General features: G+C 67.7%; 21 protein-coding genes and 1 tRNA gene. 8 read left to right on the top strand and 14 right to left on the bottom strand.

Going from position 1 to position 24,639, the window contains the following annotated elements; all coding sequences use genetic code 11:
- Positions 1 to 38: 38 nt before the first annotated feature.
- The 4 genes from C9424_RS06095 to mca form a co-directional block, all read right to left on the bottom strand.
- Complete coding sequence (locus C9424_RS06095; protein WP_116766006.1) at positions 39 to 704, bottom strand: HAD family hydrolase; 666 nt, start codon at positions 702 to 704, stop codon at positions 39 to 41.
- The gene (locus C9424_RS06090) at positions 701 to 2,947 is read right to left on the bottom strand and encodes a thioredoxin domain-containing protein (protein WP_116766005.1); all 2,247 of its coding nucleotides are present in this window, start codon (positions 2,945 to 2,947) and stop codon (positions 701 to 703) included. The genes C9424_RS06095 and C9424_RS06090 overlap by 4 nt, the downstream gene beginning before the upstream one ends.
- A complete protein-coding gene (locus C9424_RS06085; protein WP_116766004.1) occupies positions 2,925 to 3,254 on the bottom strand; it encodes a hypothetical protein in 330 nt (109 codons plus the stop codon). Before C9424_RS06085 ends, C9424_RS06090 begins: the two co-directional genes overlap by 23 nt.
- A 136-nt stretch (positions 3,255 to 3,390) precedes the next feature.
- On the bottom strand, positions 3,391 to 4,296 hold the full coding sequence (gene mca / locus C9424_RS06080; protein ID WP_116766003.1) for a mycothiol conjugate amidase Mca: 906 nt from the start codon (positions 4,294 to 4,296) through the stop codon (positions 3,391 to 3,393).
- A 212-nt stretch (positions 4,297 to 4,508) separates the two neighbouring features.
- Between mca and C9424_RS06075 the strand changes: the two genes are divergently transcribed.
- Positions 4,509 to 4,961 carry a DUF4307 domain-containing protein gene (locus C9424_RS06075; RefSeq protein ID WP_116766002.1) on the top strand — a complete coding sequence of 151 codons (453 nt, stop codon included), beginning with the start codon at positions 4,509 to 4,511 and terminating at the stop codon, positions 4,959 to 4,961.
- Between the two features lie 232 nt (positions 4,962 to 5,193).
- The gene (gene greA, locus C9424_RS06070) at positions 5,194 to 5,688 is read left to right on the top strand and encodes a transcription elongation factor GreA (RefSeq protein WP_091250802.1); all 495 of its coding nucleotides are present in this window, start codon (positions 5,194 to 5,196) and stop codon (positions 5,686 to 5,688) included.
- A 159-nt stretch (positions 5,689 to 5,847) separates the two neighbouring features.
- On the opposite strand, the gene C9424_RS06065 is transcribed toward greA, so the two are convergent.
- The 4 genes from C9424_RS06065 to C9424_RS06050 form a co-directional block, all read right to left on the bottom strand.
- The gene (locus C9424_RS06065) at positions 5,848 to 6,471 is read right to left on the bottom strand and encodes a rhomboid family intramembrane serine protease (RefSeq protein WP_116766001.1); all 624 of its coding nucleotides are present in this window, start codon (positions 6,469 to 6,471) and stop codon (positions 5,848 to 5,850) included.
- Between the two features lie 8 nt (positions 6,472 to 6,479).
- A complete protein-coding gene (gene ilvA / locus C9424_RS06060) occupies positions 6,480 to 7,718 on the bottom strand; it encodes a threonine ammonia-lyase (protein ID WP_091250807.1) in 1,239 nt (412 codons plus the stop codon).
- Between the two features lie 21 nt (positions 7,719 to 7,739).
- Positions 7,740 to 9,077 (bottom strand): AI-2E family transporter, encoded by a 1,338-nt coding sequence (locus tag C9424_RS06055; protein WP_202615792.1) that lies wholly within the window; start codon positions 9,075 to 9,077, stop codon positions 7,740 to 7,742.
- Positions 9,078 to 9,161: 84 nt separating this feature from the next.
- A complete protein-coding gene (locus tag C9424_RS06050) occupies positions 9,162 to 10,139 on the bottom strand; it encodes an aldose 1-epimerase family protein (protein WP_116766119.1) in 978 nt (325 codons plus the stop codon).
- A gap of 75 nt (positions 10,140 to 10,214) precedes the next feature.
- Here C9424_RS06050 and galK point away from each other — a divergent pair, with 75 nt between their 5' ends.
- Entirely contained in the window at positions 10,215 to 11,375 is a 1,161-nt protein-coding gene (gene galK / locus C9424_RS06045) for a galactokinase (RefSeq protein WP_116766000.1), read from the top strand.
- Positions 11,376 to 11,395: 20 nt separating this feature from the next.
- The gene (locus C9424_RS06040) at positions 11,396 to 12,634 is read left to right on the top strand and encodes an acetyl-CoA C-acetyltransferase (RefSeq protein WP_116765999.1); all 1,239 of its coding nucleotides are present in this window, start codon (positions 11,396 to 11,398) and stop codon (positions 12,632 to 12,634) included.
- A 152-nt stretch (positions 12,635 to 12,786) separates the two neighbouring features.
- Here the strand turns inward: C9424_RS06040 and C9424_RS06035 are convergent, their stop codons facing one another.
- Together C9424_RS06035 and C9424_RS06030 are read right to left on the bottom strand one after the other, a co-directional pair.
- Positions 12,787 to 13,692, bottom strand: a complete 906-nt coding sequence (locus C9424_RS06035) for a Bax inhibitor-1/YccA family protein (RefSeq protein WP_116765998.1) — start codon at positions 13,690 to 13,692, stop codon at positions 12,787 to 12,789.
- A 219-nt stretch (positions 13,693 to 13,911) separates the two neighbouring features.
- Entirely contained in the window at positions 13,912 to 14,586 is a 675-nt protein-coding gene (locus C9424_RS06030) for a hypothetical protein (RefSeq protein ID WP_133247483.1), read from the bottom strand.
- Between the two features lie 801 nt (positions 14,587 to 15,387).
- Between C9424_RS06030 and C9424_RS06025 the strand changes: the two genes are divergently transcribed.
- From C9424_RS06025 to C9424_RS06010, 4 genes are read left to right on the top strand one after another with little or no spacing between them, the layout of a single operon-like run.
- Positions 15,388 to 16,671 (top strand): branched-chain amino acid ABC transporter permease, encoded by a 1,284-nt coding sequence (locus tag C9424_RS06025; RefSeq protein WP_202615791.1) that lies wholly within the window; start codon positions 15,388 to 15,390, stop codon positions 16,669 to 16,671.
- Positions 16,672 to 16,680: 9 nt separating this feature from the next.
- Positions 16,681 to 17,649: a branched-chain amino acid ABC transporter permease gene (locus tag C9424_RS06020; protein WP_116765995.1), complete on the top strand. Its 969-nt coding sequence runs from the start codon at positions 16,681 to 16,683 to the stop codon at positions 17,647 to 17,649.
- The gene (locus C9424_RS06015) at positions 17,646 to 18,755 is read left to right on the top strand and encodes an ABC transporter ATP-binding protein (protein WP_202615790.1); all 1,110 of its coding nucleotides are present in this window, start codon (positions 17,646 to 17,648) and stop codon (positions 18,753 to 18,755) included. The genes C9424_RS06020 and C9424_RS06015 overlap by 4 nt, the downstream gene beginning before the upstream one ends.
- Positions 18,752 to 19,525 (top strand): ABC transporter ATP-binding protein, encoded by a 774-nt coding sequence (locus C9424_RS06010; protein ID WP_116765994.1) that lies wholly within the window; start codon positions 18,752 to 18,754, stop codon positions 19,523 to 19,525. Before C9424_RS06015 ends, C9424_RS06010 begins: the two co-directional genes overlap by 4 nt.
- Positions 19,526 to 20,298: 773 nt before the next feature.
- Here the strand turns inward: C9424_RS06010 and C9424_RS06005 are convergent.
- From C9424_RS06005 to C9424_RS05990, 4 genes are all read right to left on the bottom strand, one after another.
- Complete coding sequence (locus tag C9424_RS06005; RefSeq protein ID WP_116765993.1) at positions 20,299 to 21,648, bottom strand: ABC transporter substrate-binding protein; 1,350 nt, start codon at positions 21,646 to 21,648, stop codon at positions 20,299 to 20,301.
- Between the two features lie 291 nt (positions 21,649 to 21,939).
- A tRNA-Leu gene (locus tag C9424_RS06000) sits at positions 21,940 to 22,013 on the bottom strand.
- A gap of 32 nt (positions 22,014 to 22,045) precedes the next feature.
- The gene (locus C9424_RS05995) at positions 22,046 to 22,990 is read right to left on the bottom strand and encodes an N-acetyltransferase (protein WP_116765992.1); all 945 of its coding nucleotides are present in this window, start codon (positions 22,988 to 22,990) and stop codon (positions 22,046 to 22,048) included.
- Positions 22,991 to 23,131: 141 nt separating this feature from the next.
- Complete coding sequence (locus tag C9424_RS05990; RefSeq protein ID WP_116765991.1) at positions 23,132 to 24,607, bottom strand: NAD(P)/FAD-dependent oxidoreductase; 1,476 nt, start codon at positions 24,605 to 24,607, stop codon at positions 23,132 to 23,134.
- Positions 24,608 to 24,639: the final 32 nt, after the last annotated feature.

The following is a 24,639-nucleotide window of genomic DNA, read 5'->3' as shown; positions in this document are numbered from 1 at the left end:
AAATTCCGACGTCGAAGCTCAGCCATTTGGCCACCAGCTCAGGCGGGGCGCCCCGCCGCGATGAGCCCGGGCAGCTGCCGCATGTCTGAAAAGACTGTGGTCCCGGGGCCGGCCAGCCGGGCGGCCGGGGTCACGCCTCCGGCGTAGGCAAAGACGTGCATTCCGGCTGCCCGGGCGGCCTGGACGCCGTAGGCGCTGTCCTCGACGACGGCGCAGCGCTCCGGCGCCGTGCTGAGGCGGCGGGCGGCATGGAGGAACAGGTCCGGCGCCGGTTTGCCGTTGGCCACCTCCGTGGCGCTGAAGAGGCGGCCCTGGAAGCGGTGGAGCAGCCCGGTTCTGCCCAGGGTGCGGTGCATCTTTTCGTGGCTGCCGCTGGAGGCGACGCAGTGCGGAAGCGGCAGCCGGTCCAGCGCCTCCTCGATGCCGTCGACCGCCTCAAGCCCGCACTCGAAGGCGTCCTGGTACCACCGTCCGTACTCCTGATCCCAGCCGTCGGCCAGCCGGATTCCGAGGTGCTGCTCCACGGAGGCTACGAAGTGCGCCTCGGATCGTCCGACGAACCGTTCCACGATTTCATCGAGCTCCAGGTCCCAGCCGAGGTCCGCCAGCACCTTCTGGTCCACCCGGACGGCGATTACCTCGGAATCAACCAGGACGCCGTCGCAGTCGAACACCACCAGCTCAAAGCCGTGCTCAGAAGTCATCGGGCCATTGTAGCCAGCCGCTCGCGCACCCCTTCGACGGAACCCGTCGGACGGTCACAGACCATTCCGCGGCACAGGAACACCCGCGGGGCGCCGTCCGGATCCGCACCGCGGCCGCGCAGTAGCGGCACGGGCCGTGCGGCGCCGTCGTCCTGGACCGCGACCACCAGCCCGGGGCTGGGTGAGAGCAGCAGCACCCGGTGCAGCGCGGCACGCCCGGGCGTGTCCGGCCCGGCGACGGCAGCCTCGACGGGTCCGGCGAGCGCCGCCTGGGCGGTCGCCAGCAGCCAGCCCGCCACGCGGGGCGCCCGGACCGCGAGCGGCGGCAGCAGGGAGAGGATGTTGGCCGCCAGGGTGCGGTGTTCCGGGGAGCCGGACAGCGCCGAGTGGGTCAGCAACGCCCCGGCCAGCGCGGCGGCACCGCTGGGGGCGGCGTTGTCGAACAGGTCCAGGCCGTCCCGGCCGCCCTGGGCCGCGGTGACCTGCGCCGACTCCCCGGCAGCGTCTTTCAGTCCGCCGTCGGCCGCGAACCGCACGCAGGCCGCATCCAGCATGGCCGCCGCCAGGTTGTACCAGCGGGTGTGCCCGGTCACCCCATAAAGCGCGAAGAGTCCTTCGGCGCAAAAGGCATAATCCTCCAGCAGGCCCCCGATTCCGCGTGCCGTCCCGCCGTGGGAGACGCGGATGAGCCGGCCGGGGCCGTCTCCGGGCGGCTGCCAGTGCACCCGTTCGAGATACGCCGCAATACGTTCCGCGGCGGCCACGAGCTCCGGCCGGGCCAGGACGGCCCCGGCGTCGGCGAGTGCCGCGACGGCCAGTCCGTTCCAGCCGGCCACCACTTTGTCGTCCCGGCCTGGCTGCGGGCGGCCGGAGCGCGCCTTCGCCAGCACCGGGCGCACCCGCTGCCACAGCACAGCGTCGTCGCCGGCGATCTCCCGGCCCGGATGCAGCGGTGAACCGTCGGCGGTCACGCTCCCGGGTGTGCGGACGTTCATGAGGGCCGCCACGGCGGCGCCGTCGGCGGGACCCAAGAGTTCCTGGAGCTGGGCCGGGGTCCACAGGTAGCTGGCGCCCTCGGCGTGCACGCCGTCGACGACGGTATCAGCATCCAGCGAGGACGCCAGGGCCACTGCCTGTGCCGCTCCCCCGCCCGGCGCCGGGGCTTGCTCCGGCGGCAGCCCGAGGCAGGTGAGGAGCCAGTCCGCGGTGCGCCCGGCCACTGCTGTCGCCTCGGCCGCCGGGTACTCGAGCGTGCCGCCCAGCCGGACCCAGTGGACGTAGACGCGTAGCAGCTGGGCGTTGTCGTAGAGCATTTTCTCGAAGTGCGGAACGGACCAGTCCCGGGTCACGGAGTAGCGGGCGAAGCCGCCGTCGAGCTGGTCGAACAACGCCGACCGGGACATCGCCGCGAGCGCGCGCCCCGCCATATCGCGCGCCGCCGCCGCGGTGTCAGCTCCTACAGCGTCCGGGCCGGCAGTATCGAGTTCAGCGGCTGCCGACGGCAGTCTGTCCCCGGGCACGGCGGCGTGCCGGATCAGGAATTCGAGCACGGCCGACGGCGGGAATTTCGGCGCTCCGCCGAAGCCGCCGTGGCTCCGGTCTTCGGACCGGGACAGGGCGCGAACGGCTTCCCCCAGGAGCGCAGCGTCCAGGGGCTCCGGCGGCCCGTCGAGCCGGACGGCGCTGGCCGGCTGGGACGCGGCGATGCCGCGGGCCAAGGTGGCGGCATTAGCTTCGACAGCGCCGCGGCGCTCCGTCCAGGCCTCACTCACGGCCTCAAGGACCTGCCGGAAGGAGGGACGCCCCGGCATGGGCCGGGGCGGGAAGTAGGTGCCGGCGTGGAAGGCCCGGCCGTCGGGCAGGAGGAAGACGGACATCGGCCAGCCGTCCTCGCCGCTGATCGCCTGCGTGGCGGCCATGTAGACGGCGTCGACGTCGGGGCGTTCCTCGCGGTCCACTTTGACGGCGACGAAGTGGGTGTTCAGGTAGTCGGCCGTGTCCTGGTCCTCGAAGGATTCGTGGGCCATGACGTGGCACCAGTGGCATGCCGCGTAGCCGATGGAGAGGAACACCGGAACGTCCCGGGTGGCCGCGGCGGCAAAGGCCGCATCGCCGAACGGCTGCCAGTGGACCGGGTTGCCGGCGTGCTGGCGCAGGTACGCAGAGGGCTCCGCCGCCAGGGCGTTCGAGCCTCCTGGCAGCGGGCGGGTGGAACCGCTGTTAGCGGTTTCCTGGTCCTGCATCGCCGTTGACTTCCGGCCGGGAAGCCCCGCCCTCGGACGGGAACCGGGTGTCCTCGGTGCCGTCGGCGCCGGAGGTCCCTGCCTCGTCGGCGGCCGTACGCTCGGCCTCCACCTGGGCCCGGTAGCGGACCCGGCGGATGCGCCGCACCATGTCCACGATCAGCAGCGCGGTCAGCACCACGATGAAGGCTGTCAGCAGGAAGCCCAGAAAACCCGGGGTGACCTGGTCCTCGGACAGGCCCGGTCGCAGCGACGGCGTGGGGGTGGGCGCCGGAGCTGTTGCCAGAGCGATGAGCAAGGAATGCACGGTGAAAACCTTCTGTGGAAACCGGTGTCTTTTCTTCGGCGCCTCTTCTACGGCGCCTCTTCTACGGGGCGTTAATCCTACGGGGCCTCAATTCTACGGGGCCTTTTCTACGCCGGATAGAAGAAGTCTATCCCGTCTATCTTAACCCGGCGAAGAGGTCCGTTTCGGGCAGTTCGACCGGGATCCGCGACTCGATCAGGGAGTAGTCCTCCCACGGCCAGACCTTGCGCTGCATGGCCGCGGATACCGCAAAGAAGAATCCTTCCGGGTCCACCTGCGTGCGGTGGGACCGGAGCGCGTCGTCCCGGGCTTCGAAGAAGTCCCCGCACTCGATCTGGGTGGTGGTGGGGTGCGTCGGCGGCGGCGGGGTGTGCCCCTCGGCGTCCGCCTCAAGCCAGGTGGCCAGCCGCTCGGCATACGGGGACTGCAGGCCGGCCTCTTCCAGCGCAAAGTGGAGCGCGCGGAAGCGGTCCGGGCTGAAGGCGCGGTCGTAGTAGAGCTTGCTGGGCGCCCACGGCTCCCCGATGCCCTGGTAGCGGGCGGGATCACCGGCAGCCGCGAAAGCCTCGACGGCCACCCGGTGCGCCATGATGTGATCCGGGTGCGGGTAGCCTCCGTTCTCGTCGTAGCTCACGATCACATGGGGCCTGAAGTCCCGGACCAGCCGTACCAGCGGCGCGGCCGCCCGCTCCAGCGGCTGCAGGGCGAAGCAGCCCGGCGGCAGGGGCGGCAGCGGATCGCCTTCCGGCAGTCCGGAATCCACGAATCCGAGCCAGCGCTGCCGGACCCCGAGGACCTTCGCGGCGGCCTCCATCTCAAGGCGGCGGGCCCCGGCCATGTCGCGCTTGGGGTGCGGCTGGCCCTCCATCGCGGGGTTCTGGATGTCGCCGCGCGAGCCGTCGGTGCAGGTGGCCACCAGGACATCCACGCCCGAGGCGGCGTACATGGCCATGGTGGCGGCACCCTTGCTGGATTCGTCGTCGGGATGAGCATGGACCGCCAGCAGACGAAGCGGTGCTGACGGGCTGGGGGATGCTGTCATCAGGGGACGGCTCCTCTTTCTGCTGTTCTCTGTTCTGGCGGACTTGCTGGTGTGGCGGACAATCTGGTCTGGCGGACATGCCGTTGTGCCGGACGCTGCGGAGCTGCTACGGCACGGCCACCCCGCAGGCGGGCCGGCCGTCCATGGCGTAGCCTGCAGGGTCAGCCGCCGCCGCGGATATATCCCGGTCCGATCCACACTAAACTGGACTGGTGACTTCCGAGGATCAGCATGCCGCGCCGGCACCTACCAGCCTAGCCAATCGTTACGGCGGCCAAAAGCGCGCACTGACACGCAAGGGCAAACGCAACATCCTGATCGCCGTCCTCGCCGTGGGCATCGCCTTCCTTGCCTGGGTGACGACGTCGGCGGCCACTACCAGCGTCAGCTTCAAGGACATCGGCTACAGCACCACCGACGCCACCCTGACGGAGGTTGACTTCCAGGTGACCAAGGACCCCGCCGCGGATGCCAAGTGCGCTGTCAAGGCCATGGACTCCAAGTTCGCGATTGTCGGCTGGAAAGTCGTGGACATCGGCCCGAACCCCACCGATGCCGGCACCGACGGCGGACACACCACCGGCCACAGTACCCAGCTGCGCACCGAATCCCAGGCTGTCTCCGCCGTCGTGGACAACTGCTGGATTCCGGACGCGGGAAAGTAGGCCGCGGCCCCCGCTGGCCGCGGCTGTGCTGCAGCGGCGTCGCCCGGGACTACAGCATCTACGGCGGCAGCCGCCGCAACACGATGTGATCCACACCGCAGTCCTCTTTGGTTTATCCACAGGATTGACTACAATGGATCAATACCTTTCCCCCGCTGAGCTGGTTACTGCGTCATAAAAGTGGCCACCGTGGCGGGGTCTTTGCTTGTATGACCACCCAAAGGAGAAGTCCGTGTCTACCACCAACAGCGCAACTGCGGCTTGGCTTACCCAGGAAGCTTTTGACCGCCTGAAGGCAGAGCTGGACCACCTTTCCGGCCCCGGCCGGGCAGAAATCGTCCAGAAGATCGAAGCCGCGCGCCAGGAGGGCGACCTCAAGGAGAACGGCGGCTACCACGCCGCCAAGGAGGAGCAGGGCAAGATCGAGGCCCGCATCCGCCAGCTCACGGCCCTTCTGCGGGACGCCCACGTCGGCGAAGCCCCGGCCGATGACGGCATCGTGGAGCCCGGCATGATCGTCGTGGCCAAGATTGCCGGCGACGAGGAAACCTTCCTGCTCGGCTCCCGCGAGATTGCCGGCGACTCGGACCTGGACGTCTTCAGCGAGAAGTCCCCCCTCGGCGCGGCGATCGTCGGCCACAAGGAGGGCGACAAGCTCAGCTACACCGCCCCGAACGGCAAGGACATCACGGTGGAGATCATGTCCGCCAAGCCGTACGCCGGCTAGCACCGCAGCACACGTTCCCGCACGGAACACCTTGACGAAAAATAGCGACGCCGGTCTCCCCCTCGCGGGGAGGCCGGCGTCGCCTTTTTTCTGCCTGCTTGGTGGATCAGCGCGGCGGTTAAGCATTGCGGATCGGTGTGGCAGGTCAGTGTGCGCGGGTTAGCGCCCGGCGGGCAGCGACCGCGGGCGCCGTGTGCTCAGCAGCACGGCCGCTGCGACGCCGCCGATCGCCCCACCTAGGTGCGCCTGCCACGAGACGAAACTTGCCACGGTGGGTAGCACGCCGAAGAGGATCCCGCCGTAGGCCATGAACAGCACCACGGACAGCACGATCTGCCACCAGTTCCGGTTGAAGAAGCCGCGGACCAGCAGGAACGCAAACAGCCCGAACACCAGTCCGGACGCGCCGACGGTGACGCTGGTTCCGCCGATGAGCCACACCACGATTCCGGACGCCAGCCAACTGGCGGCCAGGGCCGTGATGAAGACCCGCCGCCCGGACAGGAACACGATAAACCCGAAAATGATCAACGGGAGCGTGTTGGACATCAGATGGGCGAGGCTAGCGTGCAGCAGCGGAAACGTCAGGATGTCCAGGATCCCGTCCATGCTGCGCGGCCGCAGGCCGAATATGCGGTTCAGGGAATGGAACAACGCGGTGTTGACAATCTCGATCAGGTAGAGCAGCACCACGAAGGAGCCCACCACCAGCAGGCCCGTGCGGGCCCGCGCCCCGGGAGAGTCCCCTGCTCCCGGCTGCCCGCCCGGAGACGCGTCCAGCACCCCGGCCCCTAGTGCACCACGATCGGCTGGAAGCCTTCGGCCCGGAGCGCCGCCAGGACTTGGCTGCAGTGCTCGTGGCCCTTGGTTTCCAGGTTGACCGTGATGGAGACGTCGCCCATGCTGATGGAGCCGCCCACCCGAGTGTGGTCCAGTCCGGTGACGTTGGCGTCGTTCTCGGCGATGATGCGGGCAATTGTCGCGAGCGAGCCCGGACGGTCATCGAGCATCATCCGCACAGTCATGTAGCGGCCGGCAGCGGACAGACCGCGCTGGATCACCTTGAGCATCAGCATGGGGTCGATGTTGCCGCCGGAGAGGACCACCGCCACGGTGCCGGGGTTCTCGATCTTGCCTTCCATGAGCGCCGCGACGCCGACGGCCCCGGCGGGCTCAACCACCATCTTGGCGCGTTCCAGCAGGAAGATCAGCGCCCTGGCCAAGGCGTCTTCGCTGACGGTGACGACGTCGTCGACGAGCTCGCGGATGATGCTGAACGGCAGCTGACCCGGCCGGCCCACGGCGATACCGTCCGCCATGGTTGAGACCTTCTTGAGCGGCACGAGGGCGTCCGCGGCGAGCGAGGGCGGGTAGGCGGCGGCGTTCTCGGCCTGGACGCCGATGATGCGGATTTCGCGTCCGAGCTCCTTGGCGCGGGCCTTCACGGCGACGGCAACGCCGGCGAGGAGTCCGCCGCCGCCGACGCCCATGAGGATGGTGTCCACGTTCGGGACCTGCTCCAGGATTTCCAGCCCCACCGTGCCCTGACCGGCGACGACGTCGACGTCATCGAAGGGGTGGACGAAGACCGCGCCGCTTTCATCGGCATAGCGCTTGGCCTCGGCCAGCGCCTCGTCCACGTTGTGGCCGTGCAGCACCACTTCGGCGCCGTGGCTGCGGGTGGCGGCGAGCTTGGGCAGTGCGACGCCGAGCGGCATGTAGATGCGGGCCTTGATGCCGAGGCTCTTGGCCGCGACGGCCACGCCCTGGGCATGATTTCCGGCGGAGGCCGCCACAACGCCGCGCTTCTTCTCGGCGTCAGAGAGCTTGGCCATGCGCACATAGGCGCCGCGGACCTTGAACGACCCGGCGCGCTGCAGGTTTTCGCACTTGAGGAAGACCTCGCCGCCCACCATGGTGCCGAGGGCCCGCGATGACTCCACGGGTGTCCGCGTAATAATCCCGTCGAGCAGCTTCTGCGCCTCCAGGACATCGTCCAGCGTGACGGGCAGGCTCTCAAGGGTATTCACGAACTGTTCTCCTTCGTCGGATCAGGCGTCGGTGCCCCGTCCGGCATCGCTGCCCGGAGCACCGCTGTTGGGTGCGGCGCCCTCGCGGCCGGGCGTTCGGCCCGGCAGGTGGACGTCTGTGAAGGTGGTATCTGCGCCGGGCTCGGGGGCAGGGCTTCGCCCTGGCCCCGCGGTTGCCAGCACTTCATCATGTTCCCACGTTCTGCCGGCAATGTAGCGAATCGACGAGTTTGCTACGGCGAGGAGCGGAACGGAAAAGAGCGCACCGGGGATCCCGGCGAGGTAGGAACCGGCTGCGACCGCCAGGATCACGGCCACGGGGTGGAGGGATACGGCCTTGCCCATGACGAGCGGCTGCAGTATGTGGCTTTCCAGTTGCTGGACCAGGAGCACGATCGCCAGCATGATCAGGGCGTTGACCGGTCCGTTGGCGACAAGTGCCAGCAGAACGGCGATGGCGCCGGTGACCAGCGCGCCGACCACCGGGATGAAGGAACCGAGGAAAACCAGCACGCCCAGCGGCAGCGCGAGCGGCACGCCGATGATGGCGGCGCCGACGCCGATTCCCACAGCGTCCACGAACGCGACGAACATCTGGATGCGCGCGTAGCTGACCATGGACGTCCAGCCGCGGCGGCCCGCACCGTCGGTGGCGCGGCGCGCGTTCCGGGGCATGAGACTGACCAGGAAGGCCCAGATCCTCTCACCTTCCAGCAGGAAGAAGATCAGCACGAACAGCGCCAGTACCAGGCCTGCGGCGAAGTGCCCGGCCGTGCTCCCGAACGTCAGGGCACCGCTGAGGATACTGCTGCTGTTGTTCTGCAGCGCGGCTGTGCCTTCCTGGACGTATTTGTCGATCTGGGCGGCCGTCAGCTGCAGAGGGCCTTCCGACAGCCAGGTCTGGACCTGCTGGACGCCCGTGAGGGCCTGGGACCACAGCTCCCCGAACCCCTGGGCGAGCTGGCGCCCCACCAGTGTCAGGGCGCCGATGATCAGGCCGATGAAACCGAGGACCGTGATGGCGACGGCGAGCCCTTTGGGCACGCTCCGCTTGGCCATCCAGCGCACGGCAGGGCTGAGGAGCCCCGCCAGCAGAGCGGCCACCATCACCGGGATGATGAGGAAGCTGACATGGCTGAGCAGCCAGATCAGGCCCCCGAGCACCAGCAGGATGAGCCCGGCGCGCCACGCCCAGGCGGCGGCGATCCGCACGCCGTAGGGAATGTCCTGGTCAATCTGTCGGTCGGTCCGCACCCGGGCCCCGGCACGGGATCCGGCACCGGATCCGGCACCGGATCCGGCCCCGGCCGCGGAAATGGCGGGTGTTGTGGCGGATGCGGCGTCCTCAGCTGGCGTCATAGCCCCATAATTCCCTAGCAGCCGTTCAATAGGAAACCGGCAACGGGCAAGTGGAAACCAGCAAACGGCGTCCGGCTCTCCGGGTCAGTCCGCAGCGGCCGTCAGCGAGGAGGAGATGCCCCAGCTCATGGAGAACTGCTCCCCCGGCGCCAGCCAGCGAAGTCCCTCGCCGCTGTTGAACGCATTGGCCGGCCCGGTCATCGGCTCAATCGCGACCGCCTTCGTCCGGCCCGGAAATTCCGTCGTCACGAAGACGTGGACGTACGCGCAGTTCGCGTCCTGCCAGAGGCTCACCGTCCGCCCGTCAGGTGCCCGCAGCGTGTGCCGGGCGACGCCGCCGTCGAACTCCAGGTCCGTATAGGCCGAATCGAGGTCCAGGTCCCCCACCGGCCGGCCGTCGCGCAGATCGAACTCGCCGCCAACCGGCGTGGTGCTGCGCGGAATGAGGCGGTCATCGGCGACAAGCCGGGTCCGGGCATTCACGCTGACCGTGAGCTCCTCGCTGGGCACGTCCCCCAGCCGCAGGTAGGGGTGGGCGCCGAGCACGAACGGCGCGGGATCCTGGGAGTCGTTGATGAGGGTCTGGCGCACCACCAGCCCGAGGTCCTTGGCCAGTTCGTAGCGGACCCGGTGCCGCAGCAGGAACGGGTAGCCGTGCTGCGGGAACACGGCCGCTTCCAGGGTGACGGAGAATTCGTCCTCGTCCACGAGTTCGTAGGAAGAGTTCCGCAGCAGCCCATGGCTGGCGTTGTTGCGGGAGACCTCGGTGATGTCGAGCTGCAGTTTCTTGCCGTTTAGATGCCAGACGCCGTCCTCCACCCGGTTGGCCCAGGGCGCCAGGGTGATCCCGGTGGCGCCGGGCGGGATGTCAGCGTCGCCGTAGGTCTCGGTCAGGTCCGTGCCGCCGCGGCTGTAGAGGCGCAGCCCGGCGGCGAGTTCGGTGACGACGGCCAGGGCGTCGCCGCGCCGGAGCTCGTACTGCCGCCCGGACGCGTACCGCCGCACGGCGCCATTGGCGGAAGATGCAGTGCCGGATGCAGAATGTGTCGCTGTGAGATCCATGGTGACCACCGTACAGACCACCCGGCAACCCGTATACCTTGGATCCATGACTTCCAGAAGCGCAGGTGCCAGGCCATGAACCCTTCCCTGGACAGCGGCGGGCTTGCCGCCCGGTTTGAGTCGGTCTTTGGCGCCCGGCCCGACGGCGTGTGGCGGGCACCCGGACGCGTCAACCTCATTGGCGAGCACACGGACTACAACGAGGGCTTCGTCCTGCCGTTCGCGATCGACCGGGCAGCCCGGGTGGCCGTCAGGGTCCGGCCGGACTCCAGCGTGCGCATGCTGTCCACTTTTGGGAACCAGGGGCTGACGACGGCGGACACCGGCGCCCTGACCCACGCCGGCGCCCGGGGCTGGACCAAGTACCCGCTCGGCGTCATCTGGGCCCTTCAGCAGCAGGGTCTCCCGATCCCCGGCGTGGACCTGCTCCTGGATTCCGACGTCCCCCGCGGCGCCGGCCTGTCGTCCTCGCATGCGATCGAATGCGCCGTGATCTCCGCGCTGAACGAGCTCACGGCCGCCGGCCTCTCCGCCCAGGAGATGGTCCTGGCTACCCAGCGGGCCGAAAACGACTTCGTCGGCGCGCCCACCGGCATCATGGACCAGTCGGCCTCGCTCCGGGCCACGGCCGGCCACGCCGTCTTCCTCGACTGCCGGGACCAGAGCGTCCGTCTGGTGCCGTTCGACGCCGACGCCGCGGGGCTGGTGCTGCTGGTCATCGACACCAAGGTCTCGCATTCCCACGCCGACGGCGAGTACGCGGCCCGGCGCGAATCCTGCGAACTTGCCGCCGAAGTGCTCGGCGTGGCGGCCCTGCGCGACGTCGGACTGGAGGACCTCGAGGAGGCCAGCGGGCTCCTCGACGCGGAGACGTTCCGACGCGTCCGCCACGTGGTCACCGAGAACGACCGTGTGCTGCAGACAGTCGAGCTGTTGGACACCCTGGGCCCGGCCGCCATCGGCCCCTTGCTGGATGCCTCCCACGCCTCGATGCGGGATGACTTCGAGATCTCCTGCGCCGAACTGGACCTGGCCGTGGATACGGCGCGGTCGGCCGGCGCGATCGGCGCACGCATGACCGGCGGCGGCTTCGGCGGCTCCGCGATCGCCCTGACCCCCGCGGGCTCGGCGCATCGGGTGCGTTCCGCCGTCGAACAAGCCTTCGCGCAGGCGGGGTATGCCGCACCGGAGATCTTCGGCGTCCGCCCCGCGGCCGGGGCCATGCGACTGGCGTAGGCGGGGCGTAGTCTGGGCGCATGCCAGAGGCCGTCATCGTTTCCACTGCCAGAAGCCCCATCGGGCGTGCCTTCAAGGGCTCGCTGAAAGACGAGCGGCCGGACGATCTCGCCGCCGCTATGGTCACGGCGGCCCTCGCCGGAATCCCGGCGTTCGACGCCGCTGCCGGGCCGGGCCGCGGCCTGGATGACATCTATCTGGGCTGCGCCGAACCGAGCGGCGAGGCCGGCTCCAACATGGCCCGGGTGGTCGGCATCCTGGCCGGGCTGGACCACGTTCCCGCGGCCACCATCAACCGTTTCTGCGCTTCCAGCCTGCAGACGCTCCGGATGGCATTTCACGCCGTCAAAGCCGGCGAGGGACAGGCGTTCGTTGCCGCCGGCGTGGAGTCGGTGTCCCGTTACCGGGACTGGGCCGGCGCCGGCGAGACCGACGCGAGCACCCACAACCCGCGCTTCGAGGCGGCCAGGGAACGCTCTGCGGCCACCGCGGCCGCCAACACGCCGTGGACCGATCCGCGGCTGGAAGGCCGGATGCCGGACGTATACATCGCCATGGGCCAGACGGCGGAGAACGTTGCGACGAGCTATGGCATCGGCCGCGCGGAGCAGGACGCCTGGGCGGTGCTCAGCCAGAACCGGGCCGAGGCGGCTATCGCCGCCGGGTTCTACGCCCGCGAAATCACGCCCTACACCCGCGCCGACGACTCGGTGGTCGATCGCGACGATTCACCGCGGCCCGGCGTGACGGCCGAGGCCGTCAGCGCCCTGCAGCCGGTCTTCCGCAGCGGCGGCACCGTGACGGCCGGCAACGCGTGCCCGCTCAATGACGGGGCCGCTGCCGTCGTGGTCATGAGTGACACGCGCGCCCGCGACCTGGGCCTTGAGCCCCTCGCCCGGATCGTCTCCACGGGTGTTAGCGCCCTGTCCCCGGAGCTGATGGGCATGGGCCCGGTCGAGGCCACCCGCCGGGCGCTCAGCCTCGCCGGGCTGACCGTCCGCGACATCGATCTCGTGGAGCTCAACGAGGCTTTTGCCGTCCAGGTCGTGGCCAGTGCGCGGGAGCTGGCCATCGATGAGGACAAGCTGAATGTCCACGGCGGCGCGATCGCCCTCGGACACCCTTTCGGCATGACCGGCGCACGAATGACCATCACCTTGCTCAACGGGCTCCGCGCCCGGGACGCCTCCCTCGGCCTCGCCACGCTGTGCGTCGGCGGCGGCCAGGGCATGGCGGTAGTGTTCGAACGGCTCAGCTGACGCTGTCCCGCTAAGGCGGCGCTGCCGGGAGCACCCGGCCGGGTGCTCCCGGCTGGGGCCGCCGGCCGGGAAAATCGAAGGGCCCCGCCAGCGGCGGGGCCCTTACTCGGAAAGCAGGTTGGACAACCAGTGCGTTCCGGAAACGACGGCGGTTAGTCGTTGCCGCGGAGAATCGACAGCAGGCGGATGATTTCGACGTAGAGCCAGACGAGCGTGACCGTGAGGCCGAACGCGGCGGTCCATGAGAAACGCTGCGGGGCTCCGGCGCTGATGGCCGCCTCGATGCTGGTGAAGTCCATGATCAGCGAGAAAGCGGCCAGGCCGATCGCCAGCACACCGATGAAGACGCCGAGCGGGATGCCAAAGATCTCCACGCTGGTGCTCAGGCCGAACGGCGTGTTCACAGCCCCGGTCCACATCATGACGAGGTTGACGAGCGCGAACACCGCGTAGCCGATCAGCGCGATCATGAAGAACCGCATGAGCTTGGGCGTCGCCCGGACCTTGCCGCTCTTGAACAGCACCAGCGTCACGGCGAAGACGGAAAGCGTCCCGACGACGGCCTGGATGCCGACTCCCGGGTACAGGTTGTCGAGGATACGGGTCAGGCCACCGAGGAAGAAGCCTTCCAGCAGCGCGTAGGCCAGGATGAGCGCCGGAGACGGCTGCTTCTTGAAGGTGTTGACCATGGCGAGGGCGAAGCCGCCCAGCGCGCCAAGGATCATCAGCATGGACCCGGTGCCCTGCGGGACCGCGAGCGCCATTGCGGCGCCGACCACCAGAACGGCGAGGCACCCGGCAGTCTTGATGATGACGTCGTCGTACGTCATCCGGCCGATGTCAGCGGGGCCGGCCGCCGGCCGGTTGTACAGGTCCTGGAGCTGTTCCTGGGTCATCCCCTGCGGGGCCTGCCCATAGGCGTTCTGGCCATAGTAGTTCTGGCCGTAAGGGCCTTGGCCGTAAGAGCCATGACCGTACGGGGCCTGCGGGGCAGGCGGTGCCTGGGTGGCTTCGCGGAAATTCTTTCCGCTGAAGATCGGGTTTCCGCCAGGTGCCATTACGGGTGTCCTCCAAGATTAGGGTGCGGGGTTGATCCGGTGCGATGCGGATAATTACGGTGCGAATTATTACGGTGCGGATAACTAAATGCGGACAATACGAGTGGGACTGTACATAGTCACGCTACCAATTCCCACGGGCGGCAGGGAGGGATAGTTCCCCCTTGCGGCCGCCGCAACCGAACCGTGACCTGAAGGCGAGGGATCGGCGGTGCCGGATCAGGCACGGGTCATTCGCGCGGGGCGCCGGCCACGCCGGACAACGGTGTCCGCGGCCAGAGTCCCCGCGGCCAGCACAACCGCCTGTCCGTCCCCACGGAAGTCGTTTAATGGCTTCGACGGATCCCCCTTTGACGCGGGGAGCGGGCCGGGAACCGGCGCCGGCGTTCCCGTGCCGCTGGTGACGATGACGTCGTCGACGTAGATGTCGGCCATTTGCTGGTCGTGTTCGGAGCCGAGTTGCACCATATCCACCGTCGTCGCCGGAATGCTGACCGTGCCCGCATAGACGGAACGCCCGTCCCACCAGATTTGGACGTTCGTCCCGGGACCGTTCGGGACCACATGCATGACCAGCCGGTGCCAGGAATTCGTGGGCACATCCTGCCGCAGGGTGGTGTACGTGAAGCCTTCGGGTGTAGAAATCCGGAGCATCAGCTCATGGGAGATGTTTTGACGGAAGACATCCATGACGCGCAGGCGGCCGGAAAAGAACCGGAAGTAGGGAACGTTGTTCCCCACCTGTCCCTCTCCAGCGATGTTGAACCAGCCGTCCGCATACGCTTCTGTGGTCCCGGGCGTCAGGCCCACCGTCATCTTGGCCATGGAGCCGGGCGCCGTGGTGGTGTGCAGGACGGCGGCGCAGTTTCCGGAGTGCGACAGCCCGGCGGACACGGAGACATGACCTGTCCCGGAAGTGGAAACGCCGAACCCGTCCAGCGTGCCCGCTTCGAAACTGGAAGCTGCCGCTGCCGTCCCCGGATAAGGAACGGAAGGTGGCCCGACAGACGGCGTGCAGGCTTGTGCCCCGGCAGTCACGGGCCCCAGGCTGAGCGCGGGAATACCCAGAATCGCCAGCACAACTGAGCCCGCGAGGCATAGCTTGACCACCCGGTTCATCGGTCGGCCCTCCAAGATCGGCCCCTGCTATCGGCACCGGACCCGGGTTCCGGACTGAAGGACCTGGACGTGGCGTCCGGACTTCGGTTCTGGACCTCGGCACTGGACTCCCACACTGGGCTCCAGGTTCTGGCGCTCTTCGCACCATAACCCGGGAGGACTTGGAAAAAGCTTGGAGCTCCGGCTCCGCCGGCGTGGCTGAACTGGCCCGGCCGACCTGGCCCGGCGACGGCTCGCGTCCCGGGCCGGGCCGCGCGGATCGGAGCCCCACGGGGCCACTGTTTAGGCATACTCGGACTCAACAAAAGTTTTCTTTAGCAACCCTAAAGCGAAGCTCCGGCGCGACTTCACGGTTGTTACCCGATCGCGACGTTCTGCCTGCTCGCAGCGGCATTCATTGGGCCGCCCGGGCTGTAGCATAGGCCACACAGGGTGACGGACATCACAAGCCGAATCCCTGACCGTTCGCAGCGGTTGCAAAGGCGCAACCCACAGCACCCCCATGTGGAGGTTTTCAATTTGAGAAGCACAACGAGCGGCCTGTCGCAGCGACGGCGCGGCAGACTATTGAGGACTGTGGGGGCTGTATGTGCCGCCATAGCCGCGCTACTGCTCATCGTTGCCCCGGCATCCAGCGCTACGACCCCCTCGCCGACACCATCCCCGTCGGCTACCGAGTTCACCAACAGCATCAGCGGCTTCTTGCGCGGCGACGACCGCGCGCCGATCGCCGGGGTCACCATCACCGCCACGAACGGCGACTTCACGGGAACCACAAAATCCGGAGCCAACGGCGCCTGGACCATCGGAGTCCCCACCCAGGGAACCTACGTGGTCAAACTCGATGACTCGACGCTCCCGAAGGGCATCAAGCTCGCCGAGGGCCAGGAGAACCCCCGCAAGGTCACCTTCAGTCAGACCTCGAACCTTTCGGTGATCTTCGCCTTTGGCAAGGGCATTGTCGTCGAGGAGCAGAACTTCTGGCAGAACCTGCTCAACCGGCTGGTGGCCGGCCTGAGCTTCGGCCTGCTGCTTGCCCTGGCGGCCGTCGGCCTCTCGCTGATCTTCGGCACCACGGGTCTGACGAACTTCGCCCACGGTGAGATGGTCACGTTGGGCGCCGTCCTGGTGTTCGCCTTCAACGCCATGCACCTGCCGTTCTGGCTGGCCATCATCCTGGCCATCATAGGCGGCGGCTTGTTCGGCTACGTCCAGGATGCGGGACTGTGGAAACCGTTGCGGCGCCGCGGAACCGGGCTTGTTCCGATGATGATCGTCAGCATCGGCCTGGCTCTGGCCGTGCGTTATGTGATCCAGTTCTACTTCGGCGGCGCCACCCAGCAGCTGCCGTTCGCACAGAGTGCTGAGATCCTGATCGGTCCGGTTTCCATCTCCCCCAACAACCTCTGGTCCCTCCTCATCAGTGCCGCCGTGATCGCCGCCCTCGGCGTCGTCCTGCTCAAGACTCGCCTCGGCAAGGCCACCCGCGCGGTGGCCGACAACCCGGCGCTGGCCGCGGCCTCCGGCATCGACGTCGACTCCGTCATCCGGATCGTCTGGGTGGTCGGTGGCATGCTCGCCGCCCTCGGTGGCATCCTCTGGGCCTACTACCGGCCCGGCGTCACCTTCGACATGGGGTCGCAGATCCTGTTGCTCATCTTCGCCGGCGTCACGCTCGGCGGCCTCGGCACGGTCTGGGGCGCCCTGGTCGGTTCCATCATCGTCGGCATCTTCGTTGAGCTGACCACCGTGTTCGGCCTCGCGGCCGACCTCAAATACGTGGGAGCGTTGTTCATCATGATTGTTGTCCTCTTGTTCCGGCCTCAGGGCATTTTGGGCCGCCGCGAGCGCGTGGGTTAGGAGACAGCCATGGATTTCGGATTCATTTTTTCCAGCGCCGCAGGCGAACTGTTCAGCCCGACGACGGCTGCCTACGCCCTGGCCACCCTTGGCCTTGCGGTCCACTTCGGCTACGCCGGCCTGCTCAACTTCGGCCAGGCGGGCTTCATGGCGGTGGGAGCCTACGGCTTCGCCATCTCCACCCTGACGTTCCACGTGCCGTTCTTCGTCGGACTGCTCGTCGCCGTCGTCTGTTCGGCCATCTTCGCCCTGCTGCTGGGCATCCCGACGCTGCGGCTCAGGGCTGACTACCTGGCCATCGTGACCATCGCGGCGGCGGAAATTGTGCGCTATGTCGTCACGACCAACCAGTTGACCGCCGTCACCGGTTCGGCCAACGGCCTGGCGGCCTTCGAGGGCGATTTCTACGCCATGAACCCCTTCCCTCCGGGGACCTATATCGGCATGAACAACCGCGACTTCTTCATCCGGGTGGTTGCCTGGGCCGTCGTGGCCGTGTTCTGCCTCCTGGTCTGGCTGCTGATGCGCAGCCCGTGGGGCCGGGTCATCAAGGGCATCCGCGAGGACGAGAACGCCGTCCGGTCGCTCGGCAAGAACGTCTACGCCTACAAGATGCAGGCCCTCATCATCGGTGGCGTGCTCGGTGCCCTGGCGGGCATGATCTTCACGATCCCCCGCGGCGCGGTCCAGCCTGCCAACTACGGCACGGAACTGACCTTCTTCCTCTACACCTGCCTGCTGCTGGGCGGTCTGGGCACCGTCCTTGGCCCGGTGGTCGGCGCCATGATCTTCTGGGTGGTGCTTTCGCTCACCCAGGGCATCCTCTATGGCCTGATCGAGTCCGGGACCATCACGTGGCTGAACACGGTCCAGGCCGGGCAGCTGCGTTACATCCTGGTCGGCGTGGCGCTCATGCTGCTGATGATCTTTAGGCCCCAGGGCGTCCTCGGCAACAAGAAGGAGCTGGCATTCGCATGAGCATTCCAAGCGAAGAGTCGCGCGGCGAACCCCGCATGTCGGAAGAGATCGACTACATGACGGACACCCGTCCGATCGCCGTCGGAGAGATCGCCCCCGGCTGCAAGAAGCGTGATCCGATCGTGGTGGCCGAAAACGTCACCCGCAGCTTCGGCGGCATCAACGCCGTCGACGTCCAGCACCTCGAGATCCCGCGTCACAAGATCACGGCGCTGATCGGCCCGAACGGTGCCGGCAAGACCACCCTGTTCAACCTCCTGACGGGATTCGACACCCCAAATTCGGGCAGCTGGCAGTTCGAAGGCCAGAGCATTGCGGGTGTCTCCTCCTACAAGGTCGCCCGGATGGGCATGGTGCGCACCTTCCAGCTCACCAAGGTCATGGGCAAGCTCACCGTCATGGAGAACATGCGTCTGGGCGCCTCCAACCAGTCCGGCGAGAGGCTCTCCAAGGCCCTGTTCAAGGGCATCTGGGGCGGCCAGGAGAAGAAGATCACCCAGGAAGCGAACGTGCTGCTGGAGAAGTTCAAGCTGGATGCCAAAAAGGACGACTACGCGGCGTCCCTGTCCGGCGGCCAGCGCAAGCTGCTCGAAATGGCACGCTCGCTCATGGTCCGGCCCAAGCTCGTGATGCTGGACGAGCCGATGGCCGGCGTGAACCCGGCCCTGACGCAGTCGCTGCTCGATCACATCAAGAACCTCAAGTCCGAGGGCATGACGGTCCTGTTCGTCGAGCACGACATGCACATGGTCCGGCACATTGCCGACTGGGTCGTCGTCATGGCCGAAGGCAGGATCGTCGCCGAGGGTCCGCCCGCCGAGGTCATGAAGAACCCCGCAGTGATCGACGCCTACCTCGGCGCCCACCACGACGTCGACCTCGGCGACGCTGAGGGCATCAAGGAACTGGCCGCCGAGTTGGTGGCCGACGAGGACTCGATCGTCGGCACTGAAAACGCCGGCATCATCTCCGCCGACGTCCTCACCACGGAGGCGGAGGAGCCGAACGGGACAGCGCACGGCCGCCGCAGCTCCGAGGAGCCGAACCGCACTGATGAGTCGGGCAGCACAGCGCAGCCGAACCGCACAGAGAAGGACACAGAATGAGCGCCACCAGCGCGGCACCCTCCGCCCATCCCGCCTTCGAAGGGGACTCGGTCGTCAAGGTCACCGACCTCGTGGCCGGCTACATTCCCGGTGTCAATATCCTCAACGGCTGCAGCATCGAGGCCCGGAAGGGCGAACTGATCGGCATCATCGGCCCCAACGGCGCCGGCAAGTCCACTCTGCTGAAAGCCATGTTCGGCCTGGTCAAGGTCCACTCCGGCTCCGTGGTGGTCCGCGGGCAGGACATCACCGGGCTCAAGGCCAACAAGCTCGTCAGCCGGGGTGTCGGGTTCGTGCCGCAGACCAACAACGTGTTTGCGGCCCTGACCATCGAGGAGAACCTGCAGATGGGCATGTTCCAGCGGCCCAAGGACTTCTCCCAGCGCTTCGACTTCGTCACCAGCCTGTTCCCGGAGCTGGGCAAGCGGCGCGCGCAGCGGGCCGGTTCGCTCTCCGGCGGCGAACGCCAGATGGTGGCTATGGGCCGGGCGCTCATGATGGATCCGGCCGTGCTGCTGCTCGACGAGCCGTCGGCCGGCCTCTCCCCCGTCAAGCAGGATGAGACGTTCCTGCGGGTCCATGAGATCAACCGGGCCGGCGTCTCGGTCATCATGGTCGAGCAGAACGCGCGCCGCTGCCTGCAGATTTGCGACCGCGGCTACGTGCTGGACCAGGGCAAGGACGCGTACACGGGCACGGGCCGGGAGCTCATGAAGGATCCCAAGGTCATCCAGCTCTACCTGGGAACGCTCGCGGACACCGTCGAGTAGTTCTGCTTCGGGCAGTATCCCGAGCAGAGGGGCCGTCACCAGCCGGTGGCGGCCCTTTTGCATGCCCGGCGTGCGCGGTAGCGGGAAGTTGCACCCGCTGGAGGCTCCGGGCGCACTTAGCCCCACCGGGCGCCTCCGCAGCCAACTTCTCGGCGCCTGCGCATCGCGCTCCCCGGCGGCCTCCACACTCTTGTCAGTTTCCGCACCGGATTCGGACCAGCGCCCCTCGGATCCGGGCAGCCCTCGTCCGATTCCGTGGCGTATTGCCGGTTCCGTAGCGTATTGCCCGTTCCGCGGCCTCCCGATGGCACACAGCACCCCTCCCAGCGCTTCGCCCTCCACGGAGCCCACCTCACGACGTCGGTCGACTCCTGGCGCCCTCACGTCCCGTTTCCGCACCGGTTCCGGACCAGCGCCCCTCGGATCCGGGCAGCCCTCGTCCGATTCCGTGGCGCCCAGCCGGCTCCCCAGCCTGCCGGTGGCACACAGCACCCCTCCCAGCGCTTCGCCCGCCGGAGCCGGCCCCATACGACGCCGGTCCACTCCTGGCGCCCTCACGTCCCGTTTCCGCACCGGTTCCGGACCAGCGCCCCAAGGATCCGGGCAGCCCTCGTCCGATTCCGTAGCGTATTGCCGATTCCGTGGCGCCCAGCCGGCTCCGTAGCCCCCGCCTGGTTCCACGGACCCGGAACTGCTGTCCGCGGTTCCCGGAGACGCAAAAGACCCCCGTCCGGTGAAGGACGGGGGTCTTCGGTTTGTCGAGGGGAAACGGCTTACAGCTTGCCGAATTCTTCCTTGACGGGGGCGTAGGTGTTGTCATCCTTGTACTCGTAGATGCCGATGTAGGCTTCCGTGGGGTCGCCGGCGTCGGAGAACGTGACCGGACCGGACTGGCCGTCGTAGTCGATGTCCTTGCCGTTGCGGAGCAGGGTGACGCAGGACGGGAAGTCGTTGCACTTCTCGCCGCCCTGGGAAACGTCCTTCAGGTGCGCCGCGATGTCGACGCCCTTGGTGCTCTTGGCTTCCTCGGCCGCCAGCGCGATCAGGTTCACTGCGTCGTAGGACTCGCCTGCGTAGCTGTAGTCCTTCAGCGCCGGGTCAATCGCCAGGAGCTTCTTCTTGAAGTCATCCTTGGCGAAAGTGCCCGGGATGGTGCCCTGGGCGCCCTTGAGGGTTCCCGGCTGGAAATCCTTGCTGTAGTCGGACATGTTGCCGTCCACCATGAAGATCTGGTTGGGCTTGACGCCCTTGCCCGTCATGAGGGGGACAATGCTCTTGGCCTGGTCGAAGGTGATCAGGGCGATGGCGTCCGGCTTGGCGGCGAGAACCTTGTCTACCTGGCTGCTGAACTGGGAGTCGCCTTCATTGAAGAGCTCCTGGGCCACAACCTTGCCGCCGGCTGCCTCGAAAGCGGCCTGGACGTTCTTGGCAAGGCCGGTTCCGTAGGCGTCGTTGAGGACGATCATGCCGACGGTCTGGGCGCCGCAAGTAGCCATGTAGTTGCCGAGGACCTTGCCCTGGAGCACGTCCGAGGGGGCGGTGCGCCAGTAGAGGCCCTTGTCATCCCAGGTGGTGAAGTCCGGAGACGTGTTGGCCGGGGAGAACTGGACCACGCCGGCACCGGTGATCTGGTTGATCACGGTCTTGGATACGCCCGAGGAGGCTGCGCCGATGATTGCGCTGACGCCCTGCCCGAGCAGTGCCGTGGTGGACTGGGTGGCGATGTCGGTCTTGGTGTCACCGGAGTCACGGTGGATGACCTCGACCGGCTTGCCCAGGACACCGCCGGCGTCGTTGATCTCCTTGATGCCAAGGTTCACGCCGGCAATTTCGGGCGGGCCGAGGAAGGCGAGGGAACCCGTGGTCGGCAGGAGCGAGCCGATCTTCAGGGGTGTTTCGGTGGTGGTGGCCGAGGCGGGGACGGTCCCGCCCGCGTTGGCGGCAGTGGTTCCGGCGCCCGAGGCGCTGGGGGCCGGGCAAGCGATGCCGGCGGCCGCGGCTGAGCTGGAGCCCGACGAACTCGGGGTGGACGAACCACCACAAGCCGTAGCCAGAAGGGCGACGCCGATGCTAAGCGCTGTCAGCTTAGCAATGCGGGGCGCAACCTGGGGGAGTGAAGTCATGTACAAGCTCCTCGATCTAAAGGTGCGAACGGCCTTTGACGCGAAAGATCAGGTGTTCCTGATTCCACTTCAAGCTAGTGCAATTTTGACGCGAAAATAAGTGACTACGGTCACATCCTTATAACACTCGTTGCATAGAGGAAATCTGGACGGTTCCCCGCGGTCTCTCGGCGCGCGGCGGAGGCATGAAGCGGCGGGACAGACCGGGGAAACGAGCCGCGAAGCGGAGCGGCGGGACGTGGGGCCAACGTGCGGCACCGAGGGACAACAATCAGGCGCAGCGTACAGATGTGCCCCAGGTGGGACTCGAACCCACAACACGCGGATTTTAAGTCCGCTGCCTCTGCCAATTGGGCTACTGGGGCGCCCGGTCCATGGTATCCCGTCGCGGGCCGGATCAGCCCGAAAAAGGGCCTGCGTAACGGAAGGTGCCGCTCACGCCGCCGGGCCAGACGGCGAGCGGGAGGAGCTGGAACTGGGCGTCCCAGCCTGCCTCCGGCGGCTCCACCCCGAGGGACGTGGACGGCACGAAGCCGAAGCGGGAGTAGTACTCGGGGCTGCCCAGTAGCGCGATCCCCCGCTCCCCCGCGGTGTTGGCCCGCGCCACGGTCTCCTTCATGAGCGCGGTGCCGATGCCGTGGCGTTGCAGCCGCGGCAGGACGCCGATCGGCCCGAGTCCCAGGAGCTCCAACTCCTCCACCCACCCGCGGGTGCTGATGACGTGGCCCACCACCTCGCCGTCGAGTTCCGCGACAATGCTGAACTGCGGCAGGTACTCGGGGCAGTCGAAGAGCCGCCGGAGCAGGCCAACTTCCTCCGGCTCGCCGTCCACAGGCAGTCCGGTCACCGGGGAAACGGCGAAGGCCGCGGCCGTCAGGGCCAGGATGGCGGGACGGTCTTCGGGCTGCTCCGTGCGCAGCACGAGCGTCGGCGCGGGGCCTTCCCTGCGGTTGTCTGCCGCCAGCTCGTGCAGCACTTCCAGCGCCCGGTCAGCGTCAGCCACCGGCACCAGGAGATGGTCATGGTGGAAGCCCGCCAGCACGTTGCAGCTGATCTTCGCCTCGGTCAGGGCGGCGCCGACGGCGGCCGTCAACCCCACCGCTTCCAGCGAGGAATGCACCTCAAGGGTTATCCAGGCCCCGACAAAGTCGTAGGACAGCCCCATGCTGTCCGCGTCGGCCCGGGGCATCACAACGGTCAGCCCCTCGGCTTCCCGGACGGCGGCCATGATTCCGCCGGTCAGCGGCTTGCCGTGCGGCCACAGGACATAGACGAACTCGCCGCCGCGGCGGACGGGATGCATGGCTGCCAGAAGCGTGGGGAGATCCTTTTCACCGGTCATGGACTTCAGTCTAGGCGCGGGCCTGCACTGCCCAGCCACCACAGTGGCGGAACCAAAAAACGACGGCGGCTGCTCCCCTGGGGGAACAGCCGCCGTCGTAGGCCAACTGCCAGCTAGCTGGCAGCAGTTACGGCAAGTACGTTACTTGGCCTCTGCCGGGACCGATGCCTTGGGGTCCGCCTTGGACTCTGCCTTGGCGTCGGCCGCAGGCTTGGCTGCTTCCGGGGCCGGGACAGCGGCCGGCTTCGGGGCCGGAGTCGCTGCGGTCACGAAGGCGCCGCGCGGGTTGTCCAGGTCCATGAGCTGCGTGGTGTCGCGGCCCAGGAAGAAGGCCCAGAACCAGCCGGAGATCACGCGGATCTTGCGCTCAACGGTGGGCATGGCCATGCCGTGGTAGCCACGGTGTGCCAGCCAGGCCAGCGGGCCCTTGAGGCCGATGCGGCCAATCAGGTTGATGTTCGCCACGCCCTTCCATTCGCCGAAGCCGGCGACGGCGCCCAGGTTCTTGTGCTTGTAGTCCGTGAGCGGCTTGTTCCAGCGGGAGGCCCACAGGTTCTTGGCGAGGCGCTTGGCCTGGCGCAGGGCGTGCTGGGCGTTCGGCACGCAGGTGCCGTCCGGCAGGCCGCTGCCCGTGAGGTCGGGGACTGCAGCGATGTCGCCGGCAGCCCAGGCGTTGTCGATGATGCCCTCGTCGCCGGCGATGCGCAGGTCGGCAAGGACGCGGACGCGGCCGCGCGGTTCGAGCGGGAAGTCGGTGGAACGGACCATCGGGTTGGCCTGCACGCCGGCAGTCCAGACAAGGGTGTCAGTTTCGAATTCCTGGGCCGGGGTCTTGTCCGGGAGGTTGATGAGCTTCAGGGAGCCCTCGGCGTTGTCGAGCGAGGTGTTGAGCAGGACCTCGATGCCGCGGCTGCGGAGGTGTCCGACGACCCATTCGGCCTGCTGCGCCGTGACCTCGGGCATGATGCGGCCCATGGCCTCGACCAGGACGAAGCGGACTTCTTCCTGCTTGACACGGGGGTTGTTCTTGACCGCGGCGCGGGCGAGGTCTTCCATTTCGGTGATGCACTCGATGCCGGCAAAGCCGCCGCCGACGACGACGAAGGTCAGGGCGCGGGCACGCTCGACGGGGTCGGTCATGAGCGAGCCGGTCTCGATGCGCTCGAGGACCTTGTTGCGCAGGGCAACGGCTTCCTCGATGGTCTTCAGGCCGATGCCCTTGTCCGCGAGGCCCTTGATCGGGAACGTGCGGGTGATGGCGCCGGCAGCCAGCACGACGTCGAAGTAGGGAACCTCGAAGGTGTCGCCGCCGTCGGAGGGGGCAACCACGGCCGTGCGGTTGGCGTGGTCAATCGAGGTGACGCGGCCCTGGATGAGTTCGGTCTGCTTCAGGTGCTGGCGGTGCGAGACGACCGCGTGGCGGGCCTCGATGTTGCCGCCGGCAACTTCCGGCAGGAAGGGCTGGTAGGTCATGTAGGGCAGCGGATCTACGAGGGTGACGATGCCACCTGCATTCGCGATCTTTTTCTGCAGTTTGAGGGCTACATACAGGCCGACGTACCCGCCGCCGACGACGAGTACCCGGGGACGGTCCTGGAGCTGAAGGGAGGATGCCATGCGTCAAGAATACAGTAGTTTGTGAAAACCTT

It is taken from the genome of Arthrobacter sp. H-02-3, assembly GCF_003097355.1.
Lineage (GTDB): Bacteria > Actinomycetota > Actinomycetes > Actinomycetales > Micrococcaceae > Arthrobacter > Arthrobacter humicola.
The sequence above is the reverse complement of the archived record's forward strand: the minus strand, read 5'-3'. Positions and strand labels throughout refer to the sequence as shown.

What these genes read in the sequence shown, in the direction of transcription:
- C9424_RS06035 (WP_116765998.1), bottom strand. Translation starts at nt 13,692, where the DNA reads ATGGCACCTGGCGGAAACCCGATCTTCAGCGGAAAGAATTTCCGCGAA.
- C9424_RS06050 (WP_116766119.1), bottom strand. Translation starts at nt 10,139, where the DNA reads ATGGATCTCACAGCGACACATTCTGCATCCGGCACTGCATCTTCCGCC.
- C9424_RS06090 (WP_116766005.1), bottom strand. Translation starts at nt 2,947, where the DNA reads ATGCAGGACCAGGAAACCGCTAACAGCGGTTCCACCCGCCCGCTGCCA.
- C9424_RS06010 (WP_116765994.1), top strand. Translation starts at nt 18,752, where the DNA reads ATGAGCGCCACCAGCGCGGCACCCTCCGCCCATCCCGCCTTCGAAGGG.
- C9424_RS06040 (WP_116765999.1), top strand. Translation starts at nt 11,396, where the DNA reads ATGCCAGAGGCCGTCATCGTTTCCACTGCCAGAAGCCCCATCGGGCGT.
- C9424_RS06055 (WP_202615792.1), bottom strand. Translation starts at nt 9,077, where the DNA reads ATGACGCCAGCTGAGGACGCCGCATCCGCCACAACACCCGCCATTTCC.
- C9424_RS06015 (WP_202615790.1), top strand. Translation starts at nt 17,646, where the DNA reads ATGAGCATTCCAAGCGAAGAGTCGCGCGGCGAACCCCGCATGTCGGAA.
- C9424_RS05990 (WP_116765991.1), bottom strand. Translation starts at nt 24,607, where the DNA reads ATGGCATCCTCCCTTCAGCTCCAGGACCGTCCCCGGGTACTCGTCGTC.
- C9424_RS05995 (WP_116765992.1), bottom strand. Translation starts at nt 22,990, where the DNA reads ATGACCGGTGAAAAGGATCTCCCCACGCTTCTGGCAGCCATGCATCCC.
- C9424_RS06095 (WP_116766006.1), bottom strand. Translation starts at nt 704, where the DNA reads ATGACTTCTGAGCACGGCTTTGAGCTGGTGGTGTTCGACTGCGACGGC.
- mca (WP_116766003.1), bottom strand. Translation starts at nt 4,296, where the DNA reads ATGACAGCATCCCCCAGCCCGTCAGCACCGCTTCGTCTGCTGGCGGTC.
- galK (WP_116766000.1), top strand. Translation starts at nt 10,215, where the DNA reads ATGAACCCTTCCCTGGACAGCGGCGGGCTTGCCGCCCGGTTTGAGTCG.
- C9424_RS06005 (WP_116765993.1), bottom strand. Translation starts at nt 21,648, where the DNA reads ATGACTTCACTCCCCCAGGTTGCGCCCCGCATTGCTAAGCTGACAGCG.
- C9424_RS06020 (WP_116765995.1), top strand. Translation starts at nt 16,681, where the DNA reads ATGGATTTCGGATTCATTTTTTCCAGCGCCGCAGGCGAACTGTTCAGC.